Genomic DNA, 5,862 nt, shown 5'->3' with positions numbered 1-5,862 from the left:
TAGAGCAGCGCCGCCTCGGGGCGGGTGGGCTGGGTGTCGGTGAAGTCGGGCGCGCGGTCCTGCGGCGTGGGCTGCAGCGCGGGCAGCGGTGTGTCGCTGGGCTGGCCGCCGCCCTGCTGGCTGTAGCCGCCATCCCCGCGCAGAAAGCTCACCTGCTGCACGGTGGCCAGCAGCTCGCCGGCGGCGGTTTCCAGGCGCCGCTCGGTCACCATGATGGCGCCCTTGCCCTCGCCCTTGTCGGTCAGGTGCGTGATGCGGTTGTGGCCCACGACCTCGCAGCTCGCGGGCAGTGGGCGGTGCAGGCGCATGCGCTGCTCGCCGTGCAGGAGCTTGACCCAGTCGATGCCCGTGTCCGGCTCGCGCGCCCAGAAGCCCGGGTAGCCCAGCACCACGGCCTGCGACGGCAGGGCGCGCAGGCCGCCTTCCAGCCCCTCGTAGACGAAGGGCAGCGCGCTGGCGTTCAGCGGATCGTTGCCCAGCCCGAGGCTGAGCGCGTAAAGCATGGTGTCGCGCTCGGTGTACGTCTGGCGGATCACGCCAAAATCGCGCGCCTTCAGGTGGTGATAGTCAATGGCCATCTCAGTTGTCCATAAGGTTGTGTATTGCCAGCGCGCCATGCAACTGGCGCGTCCCCAGGCCAGCGGCCACCGCGCAAGGGCCTGGGCTGGCCGCCCCGCCCCTCCGCGCTGGTGGCGTCCCCCTTCCCGTAGCGCGCAGCGCTGCGACAGAAGGGGGAAGGCGCGCAGCGCCTCAGGGGGTTGTCTCTGTCACACAGGATCCCAGGAGAACACGTCGCCCGAGCGCTCCATGGGCACGAACGAGGCCTTGAGCGCGGGCATGCCGTGCTCGGCGATGAACTCGGGCGTCCAGCCTTCGCTGCGGTGCACCGAGCGCAGGGGGCGCGGCTGGCTCATCAGGAAGATCTCGTTGTTGCGCACGGCGAAGACCTGGGCGTTCACGTCCTTGGCCTGGTCCGACAGCAGGTACACGGCCAGCGGGGCGATCTTGTTGGGCGTCATCTGCTGGATCTTGGCCACGCGCGCCTGCTGCTCGGGCGTGTCGGTGGGGATCGAGCCGATCATGCGGCTCCACGCAAAGGGCGCGATGCAGTTGGAGCGCACGTGGAACTTCTGCATGTCCAGCGCGATGGACTTGGACAGCGCCACCAGCCCCAGCTTGGCCGCGCTGTAGTTGGCTTGGCCGAAGTTGCCGATCAGGCCCGAGGTGGAGGTCATGTGCACGAAGGCGCCGCTCTCCTGTTCCTTGAAATGGTTGGCGGCCGCGCGGCTCATGTAGTAGCTGCCGTACAGGTGCACCTTGAGCACGGCGTCCCACTCGTCCAGGCTCATCTTGTGGAAGAACCGGTCGCGCAGGATGCCCGCGTTGTTGACCACGCCGTCGATACGGCCGAAGTGGTCCAGCGCGCACTGGATGATGCGGCCCGCCGCGGCGGCCTCGGCCACGCTGTCCATGTTGGCCACGGCCTGGCCGCCGGCGGCCTTGATCTCCTCGACCACCTTCTGCGCGGGGCCGGCGTCGGTGCCTTCGCCCGTGGTGGAGGTGCCGATGTCGTTCACCACCACCTTGGCCCCGGCGGCGGCCAGCGCCAGCGCCATGTCGCGCCCGATGCCGCCGCCAGCCCCCCGTCACCACCACCACCTTGTCCTGCACCATCTTCTGCGCCATGTCTGTCGTCCTTTGTTTGCGATAGGAAATCAATGGCTGCGAGCATGACGGCAAAGGGCCGCCCGCGCTATTCGGCAATCGCAAGGGCGGGCTTCGGCCCCATGAAAGCGGCGCGAAGACCCCGGGGGCTTCATGGGCGCCGAAGAGGCGCTTTCACAAACGCGGATTGCGCGAGTGTCGGCCAGACCGCACGATGGCGACCATGACCGAACCCACCATCGACACCGCCCAGCTCGCGCACCTGCAGACCTGGCAGGGCCAAAGCGAAACCCTGAGCGACACCCTCACGGCCACGCCCATCGCGGCGCTGTCGGCCACGCTGGACCGCGACGACCCTGCGCCCGCCCCCGGCACCACCGTGCCGCCGCTGTGGCACTGGCTGTACTTCCTGCCGCATGCGCGCCAGAGCGAGATCGGCCCGGACGGGCACCCCAAGCGCGGGGGTTTTCTGCCGCCCGTGCCGCTGCCGCGCCGCATGTGGGCGGGCGGGCGCCTGCGCTGGGAAATGCAGGGAGATGGTGCCAACCCGCTGCAGGTGGGCCAGCAGGTGCAGCGCACCTCCACCATCCAGTCCGTCAAGCACAAGGCGGGGCGCTCGGGCGAGCTGCTCTTCGTGCTGGTGCAGCACCAGTTCCGCAACGCGCAGGGCCTGGCGCTGACCGAGGAGCACGACATCGTCTACCGCAGCGCCGCCCAGCCCGGCGACCCGGCGCCCACGCCGCAAAAGCCGCCGCTGGAGGGCCAGGCCGCCTGGTCGCGCACCATCGTGCCCGACGACGTGCTGCTGTTTCGCTATTCCGCGCTCACCTTCAACGGCCACCGCATCCATTACGACCGCAAGTACGTGACCGAGGTCGAGGGCTACCCCGGCCTGATCGTGCACGGCCCGCTGATCGCCACGCTGCTGCTGGACCTGCTGCGCCGCAGCCTGCCCGGCGCGCAGGTGCTCACGTTCGACTTCCGCGCCGTGCGACCGACGTTCGACCTGCACCCGTTCAGCGTGCACGGCAAGCCCTCCAGCGACGGCAAGACCGTGGAGCTGTGGGCCCAGGACCACGAGGGCTGGCTGACCATGCAGGGCACGGCCACGCTGGTCTGAACACTACCAAATCCATAGCTGCTGGCGCTTGCTGCATCAGCGCCAGAGACTAAAAACACTTGAAATCCACCATGATCCACCAGCCCGACCAGTACCAGGAAATCCGCGACGCCGTGCGCGCTCTGTGCGCCCAGTACCCTGACGAATACTTCCGCAAGGTCGATGAGGCCCGCGCCTACCCCGAGGCCTTTGTCGATGCCCTGACCCAGGCCGGCTGGATGGCCGCGCTGATTCCGCAGGAGTACGGCGGCTCGGGCCTGACCATGGCCGAGGCCTCGGTCATCATGGAAGAGATCAACCGCAGCGGCGGCAACTCCGGCGCCTGCCACGGCCAGATGTACGTGATGAACGCCATCGTGCGCAGTGGCAGCGAAGCCCAGAAGCAGAAATACCTGCCCAAGATCGCGTCGGGCGAGCTGCGCATCCAGTCCATGGGTGTGACCGAGCCCACCACCGGCAGCGACACCACCAAGCTCAAGACCAGCGCCGTCAGGAAGGATGGCCGCTGGGTCATCAACGGCCAGAAGGTCTGGATCTCGCGCATCCAGCACAGCGATTTGATGATTTTGCTGGCGCGCACCACGCCCGCCGATCAGGTGAAAAAGCGCTCCGACGGCCTGAGCTGCTTCCTGATCGACCTGCACCAGGCGATTGGCAACGGTCTCACCGTGCGCCCCATCCTGAACATGGTCAACCATGAGACCAACGAGCTGTTCTTCGACAACCTCGAGATCCCCGAGGACGCGTTGCTGGGCGAAGAGGGCAAGGGCTTCAAGACCCTGCTGGACGGCCTGAACGCCGAGCGCACGCTGATTGCCGCCGAGTGCATTGGCGATGGCTACTGGTTCATCGACCGGGCCAGCAAATACGCCAAGGAACGCGTGGTGTTCAACCGCCCCATCGGTCAGAACCAGGGCGTGCAGTTCCCGATTGCCGATGCCTTCATCGAGCTGGAAGCCGCCAACCTGATGCGCTGGAAGGCCTGCGAGAAGATCGACGCCCACCAGAACGCCGGCGCCGAGGCCAACATGGCCAAGTACCTGGCGGCCAAGGCCAGCTGGGAGGCCGCCAACGTCTGCCTGCAGACCCACGGCGGCTTCGGCTTCGCGTGCGAATACGACATCGAGCGCAAATTCCGCGAGACGCGCCTGTACCAGGTGGCGCCGATTTCGACCAACATGATCTATTCGTACGTGGCCGAGCACATCCTGGGCCTGCCCCGTTCGTTTTAAATGAAACACCCCCTGAGTCGCTGCGCGCCTTCCCCCTCTCTCGCTTCGCGGGAGGGGGACGACACCCTCGGTGCGGGGCGGCCCTTCCTCGGTGTCCCTGAGGTTGGGTTGCGCCGGTCGCAAGCGCCGCTCACCGCGCTCATGCAGGGAACGACTGACTCATGACAAAAACCATCCGCCCCCTCGACGGCATCACCGTCGTCTCGCTGGAACACGCGGTGGCCGCGCCGTTCTGCACGCGCCAGCTGGCCGACCTGGGTGCGCGCGTCATCAAGGTGGAGCGCCCCGGCAGCGGCGACTTCGCGCGCGGCTACGACCAGCGCGTGAAGGGCCAGTCGTCGCACTTCACCTGGATCAACCGCAGCAAGGAGAGCCTGGCGCTCGATGTGAAACAGCCGCAGGCCAAGGCCGCGCTGCTGCAGCTGCTCAAGACCGCCGACGTGCTGGTGCAGAACCTCGCGCCCGGCGCCGCCGCGCGCATGGGCCTGTCGTACGAAGCCCTGAAGGCGCACAACCCCAAGCTCATCGTGTGCGACATCAGCGGCTACGGCGCGGACGGCCCGTACCGCGACAAGAAGGCCTATGACCTGCTGATCCAGAGCGAGGCGGGGTTCCTCTCCGTCACGGGCACGCCCGAGACGCCATCCAAGTCCGGCATCTCGGTGGCCGACATTGCCGCGGGCATGTATGCCTACACCAACATCCTGTCGGCCCTGCTGCTGCGCGGCAAGACGGGCGAGGGCAGCCACATCGACGTGTCCATGCTCGAAGCCATGGGCGAGTGGATGGGCTATCCGATGTACTACGCCTTTGACGGCGCGCCGCCGCCGCCGCGCACCGGCGCATCGCACGCCAGCATCTACCCCTATGGCCCGTTCGTGGCGGGCGATGGCAAGACGGTGATGCTGGGCCTGCAGAACGAGCGCGAATGGAAGGCCTTTTGCGACGCCGTGCTGCAGCGCCCCGAAGTGGCCACGGACGCGCGTTTTGACAGCAACGGCCAGCGCAACGCCCACCGCGACGCGCTGCAGGCGCTGATCCTGCAAGAGTTCTCCACGCTCAGCGCCGCCCAGGTCGTCGAGCGGCTGGACCAAGCGGGCATCGCCAACGCCCGCGTGAACGACATGGCCGACCTGTGGGCGCACCCGCAGCTGGCCGCACGCCAGCGCTGGAGCGAAGTGGATTCCCCCGTGGGCCGCATCCCGGCCCTGCTGCCGCCGGGCGTGAACAGCGCGTTCGATTACCGCATGGACGCCGTGCCCGCCGTGGGCCAGCACAACGCCGCCATTCTGGCCGGGCTGGGCTGGAGCGCCGAGCAGATCGACGCCCTGCAGGCCCCGCAACCTCTTTGACGCAAAAACCATAGCTACCCGCGCTTGATACACCTGCACTGGAGCCCGAAATGAAACAAGAAACCCAAGCCACCATCCATCCCCTGGCCCAGTTTGCCGCCACGCTGCAATGGAGCGACGTGCCCGCGCCCGTGCAGCGCCGCACCGAAGACCTGTGGGTGGACTGGTTCGGCTCCGTGCTCGCCGGCTGCCGCGCGCGGCCCGTGGCCAGCATCACGCGCTTTGCCCTGTCGCAAGGCCCTGCCAGCGGCCCGGCCGAGGTGATCGGCCACGGCGCCGCCAGCAGCCCCATGATGGCCGCGCTGGCCAATGCCGCCGCCTCGCACGTGGCCGAGCAGGACGATGTGCACAACGGCTCGGTGTTCCACCCGGCGGCCGTGGTCTTCCCGCCCGCGCTGGCCGTGGCGCAAAGCATCGGCGCCAGCGGCGCGCAGCTCATGGCGGCCTGCGTGGCGGGCTACGAGGTCGGCATCCGCGTGGGCGAATTTCTGGG

The 5,862-nt window shown here is 68.1% G+C and carries 5 protein-coding genes and 1 pseudogene; 4 read left to right on the top strand and 2 right to left on the bottom strand.

What is annotated here, in order from left to right; all coding sequences use genetic code 11:
* Positions 1-578, bottom strand: a 578-nt coding sequence (locus ACDELDRAFT_RS18170) for an FAS1-like dehydratase domain-containing protein (RefSeq protein ID WP_005799455.1), incomplete at its 3' end; no start/stop codon positions are given.
* Between the two features lie 189 nt (positions 579-767).
* Positions 768-1,686: pseudogene (locus ACDELDRAFT_RS18165) on the bottom strand (SDR family NAD(P)-dependent oxidoreductase).
* A gap of 193 nt (positions 1,687-1,879) precedes the next feature.
* Here ACDELDRAFT_RS18165 and ACDELDRAFT_RS18160 point away from each other — a divergent pair.
* From ACDELDRAFT_RS18160 to ACDELDRAFT_RS18145, 4 genes are all read left to right on the top strand, one after another.
* Complete coding sequence (locus ACDELDRAFT_RS18160) at positions 1,880-2,785, top strand: FAS1-like dehydratase domain-containing protein (protein WP_005799453.1); 906 nt, start codon at positions 1,880-1,882, stop codon at positions 2,783-2,785.
* Between the two features lie 71 nt (positions 2,786-2,856).
* Entirely contained in the window at positions 2,857-4,017 is a 1,161-nt protein-coding gene (locus ACDELDRAFT_RS18155; RefSeq protein ID WP_005799452.1) for an acyl-CoA dehydrogenase family protein, read from the top strand.
* A 161-nt stretch (positions 4,018-4,178) separates the two neighbouring features.
* On the top strand, positions 4,179-5,369 hold the full coding sequence (locus ACDELDRAFT_RS18150) for a CaiB/BaiF CoA transferase family protein (protein ID WP_005799451.1): 1,191 nt from the start codon (positions 4,179-4,181) through the stop codon (positions 5,367-5,369).
* 50 nt (positions 5,370-5,419) lie between these two features.
* A partial coding sequence (locus ACDELDRAFT_RS18145; protein WP_005799450.1) for an MmgE/PrpD family protein occupies positions 5,420-5,862 on the top strand: 443 nt, incomplete at its 3' end.

Origin of the sequence: Acidovorax delafieldii 2AN (assembly GCF_000175235.1) — a bacterium.
Lineage (GTDB): Bacteria > Pseudomonadota > Gammaproteobacteria > Burkholderiales > Burkholderiaceae_C > Acidovorax > Acidovorax delafieldii_B.
This window is presented reverse-complemented; position numbering and strand designations above follow the sequence as displayed.